We start from the raw sequence: 3,420 nt of genomic DNA on the forward strand, positions 1-3,420 counted from the left end.
CGAATGGATAGCCAACTATGGCTGGAAATCCTGAAACTTGATGGAGGAGGGGTGACCAAGTGATTGATAGTGCTGGACCTCTGAGTCAGAGGTGGAACTTTTTCATCCGAGGATTCGAGTCCCATTCTCTAATCCAAATTGGCAAGGTGGCGTACACCCCACTTTTACAATAAGGTACATGTTTGAATTTCGCGTATATTCGCCGACTTTAAAGACAACGTTCTTCTACGGTAGGGAGCCAAGCTTTGAGCAGGCCTGGGACAAGGCCGTGGTCTACATTTTGAATGATGCCCGTTGGAAAGACCAAAGCAATATCATTGATGCCATAGCTGCAACGGAGACAAAGTCAGAACATGCCACAAATGGGTGGATAGACGTCAGCCTTGGCCGGAATATGCAAAATGTTTACGAGCAACACGAAGTTGCGGTCATGATTGATAAAACTGCACGTGTCATGAACAATTTAGGACACTGAGTTAAGTCGGTTAGGGTACACCACGTTACGAGATAATCTTCCAACTCTTGCTCAAGCAGTCAGTCCGGTAGAAGTGATAACTCACGTCCCCTCTACCAACCGCAGTCCCGGACGCGACCGTGGGGCACTTGCTAGTGCCCTCAATTCTGCTCTCGGTCATATATCCGAAATCGTCTCACACCAGCGGCTTTAGAATCTTCAGGTGATAACACCGGCGCGTCCCACACAATAAGCCCAGATCGTTTTTCAGTGATAGATCCTGCTGCAGTCGCCGGTCGGCACGTGCTGCTAGTGGAGGACACTTGGGTCAGCGGAGCCAGTGCGCAATCAGAAGCGGTATCTCTGCACCGAGCAGGCGATCACCATGTCACTGTCATGTGTATCGCCAGGATGCTGAAAGCCAAGTGGGAAGACGGGACTTACTTGGCATCTCAATACGCCACCTTGCTGCCTCCACAGCAAGACACTACAGTTTTCAATCCTTAAACAAGGAGATCTGAACATACTTTTAGACGGCGCTGTTGCAAAGTTGGGCCAGGGCACGATGTTTACCTACGGGCACCCGAACCCAGACGCGGTGATCGTCAGCCGGATATTCGAGACAGCTTAAGCACCCCGGAGCAAGGACAACTAATGTCTTGAGGGTAGGCTTTTCGACCCTGGCCCAACTTTGCAACAGCACCGCGTAGGTAAAATAACGGGTTAAGTGACAATTTTCGATTATGTGACCTTGGATGACTGTGTCGTTTTGAGGAGTCGTCTGCACGGATTTCAGAAGTCCTCTGCACTATCGCCATCCACTCCGGAGAGGCCGCGGGCGTTCGTCCACTTCATCTGGAACGCGACTCGACAGAGCGCATTCAATCGGATGGTCTCTTTCTCCCTGCGAAGGATGGGGGCACTTTAGGGTGCCAGGGTGTTGACCAGATCGAGGAATTCCTCAGCGTAGGCAATTTGCTTGCGTAGCTTTTCGTAGCGGGTGCGCGTCTCCTCACGAATGTCGGCAAGGGTGGCCTTGGCATTACTCCGTGCCTGCTGTGCGGGATCACTGTCCTGCCCGCCATCTGAACTATGAAGAATCTCCGCAGCTTCCAGGAATTCCCGCATCTGATCCAGAGTAAACCCCAGCGGTTTCATCCGTCGCACCAGCAAAACACGACGTACATCAGCCTCACTATAAAGCCTGAACCCACCAGGGCTACGCCCCGATGGGGTAATCAGGCCGACGTTGTCATAATAACGCAAGGTGGGAATCGACAACCCCGTCTGGTCAACGACCTCGCCGATCTTGAAATTACTGTTTTGCATTGCCTGTTCTCCTTCACGGTGATGTTGCCCACGGGTTCCTGTGCCTGGGTTGGCGGTTGAGTAAAACTCCCGCTACCATGACCACCATCACCAAACCTAAAGTTACTAGAGGGTTGGATTCCTTTCGGGCGTTCGCCCAGTTACCTATCCCCTCAAAGATTGGACATCTATGACTGAAACTAGCACGGCGGCCCCCCGCCCCCTCCTGAGTCCAGACGGCGCTGATGCCCCTACCGGGATCATCGCATCCTTCCGTTACGCATTTTCTTCCCCCGCCCGTATCCGTATAGAGATTCTGGCCGGACTGGCGGTATCCCTGGCGCTGATCCCTGAGGCCATTGCCTTTTCCATCCTTGCCGGTGTTGACCCAGCCATGGGTCTGTTTTCCTCGGTAGTCATGGCCATTGCGATCGCCTTTACCGGTGGCCGCCCGGCAATGACCACCGGCGCCACCGGGGCTATTGCCCTAGTCATTGCTCCTGTGGCGCGTGGTTACGGGATGGATTATTTCATCGCCACCGTCCTGTTGGGCGGTGTCCTACAAATCGTGCTCGGAGCCCTCGGTGTGGCGAAACTTCAGCGTTTTATCCCCCGATCGGTGATGCTGGGTTTCGTCAATGCACTGGGCATTATGATTTTCACCGCCCAACTCGAACACCTCATTGATGTGCCTTGGATAGTCTACCCACTCGTCGGCTTGGGTGTGGTGATCATGATTTTCTTCCCCAAGCTCACCAGTGTGATCCCCGCCCCGCTGGTCACGATTATCGTGCTCACCGGTTTGGTCATTGCCGCCGGTTTGACTGTCCCGACGGTCTCGGACATGGGCAAGATGCCGGAGACCTTACCGTCCCTGTTTATTCCGAACGTGCCGTGGACGTTGGAGACCCTGCAGATCATCGCGCCTTATGCCCTGGCCATGGCCGTGGTCGGTCTCATGGAATCGTTGATGACCGCCAAGCTCGTCGATGACATCACCGACACTCATTCCGATAAAACTCGCGAATCCTGGGGACAGGGGGTGGCTAATATTGCCTCCGGTTTCTTCGGCGGCATGGGCGGCTGCGCGATGATCGGTCAAACCATGATCAACGTCCGCGAATCCGGGGCACGTACCCGCCTATCCACCCTGTTAGCCGGTGTGTTCCTGCTGGCCCTGGTCCTGGCACTGGGCGACATCGTTGGCATGATCCCGATGGCTGCGCTGGTGGCAATCATGATCATGGTCTCGGTCGGCACCATCGACTGGCACTCGGTGCATCCACGCACCCTTAAACTCATGCCGGTCTCTGAGACCATTGTTATGGCCGTGACGATTATTGCCACCCTAGCCACCAGCAACCTGGCCATTGGTGTGGTGTTGGGTGTGGTCACCGCGATGATCATGTTCGCCCGTCGGATGGCACATATCGCTTCCATTGAAAAGGTCTCCGATATCGACGGCGACGGCGATGGCGAGATTGATACTCGTACCTACCGGGTGCATGGCCAGTTGTTTTGGGCATCAAGCAATGACCTGGTTTATCGCTTTGATTACACCGATTCTGCCCGTCATATCACTATTGATCTCACTGAGGCGGAGATCTGGGATGCCTCCACGGTCGCGACCTTTGACGCGATTACGCAGAAGTTCCAGG

At 54.4% G+C, this 3,420-nt stretch carries 3 protein-coding genes and 1 pseudogene; 3 read left to right on the top strand and 1 reads right to left on the bottom strand.

Annotated elements, in window-relative coordinates; all coding sequences use genetic code 11:
• Positions 1-178 precede the first annotated feature (178 nt).
• Both HMPREF0308_RS09710 and HMPREF0308_RS13915 read left to right on the top strand, forming a co-directional pair.
• Positions 179-475 carry a hypothetical protein gene (locus HMPREF0308_RS09710; protein WP_005531125.1) on the top strand — a complete coding sequence of 99 codons (297 nt, stop codon included), beginning with the start codon at positions 179-181 and terminating at the stop codon, positions 473-475.
• Between the two features lie 532 nt (positions 476-1,007).
• A pseudogene (locus HMPREF0308_RS13915) lies at positions 1,008-1,085 on the top strand (IS6 family transposase); the annotation flags it as partial.
• A 293-nt stretch (positions 1,086-1,378) separates the two neighbouring features.
• Here HMPREF0308_RS13915 and HMPREF0308_RS09715 read toward each other — a convergent pair.
• Positions 1,379-1,783, bottom strand: a complete 405-nt coding sequence (locus tag HMPREF0308_RS09715) for a MerR family transcriptional regulator (RefSeq protein WP_005531126.1) — start codon at positions 1,781-1,783, stop codon at positions 1,379-1,381.
• 169 nt (positions 1,784-1,952) lie between these two features.
• Here HMPREF0308_RS09715 and HMPREF0308_RS09720 point away from each other — a divergent pair.
• Positions 1,953-3,420, top strand: a 1,468-nt coding sequence (locus HMPREF0308_RS09720; protein ID WP_005531127.1) for a SulP family inorganic anion transporter, incomplete at its 3' end; no start/stop codon positions are given.

Origin of the sequence: Corynebacterium striatum ATCC 6940, assembly GCF_000159135.1 — a bacterium.
Taxonomy (GTDB): Bacteria; Actinomycetota; Actinomycetes; order Mycobacteriales; family Mycobacteriaceae; genus Corynebacterium; species Corynebacterium striatum.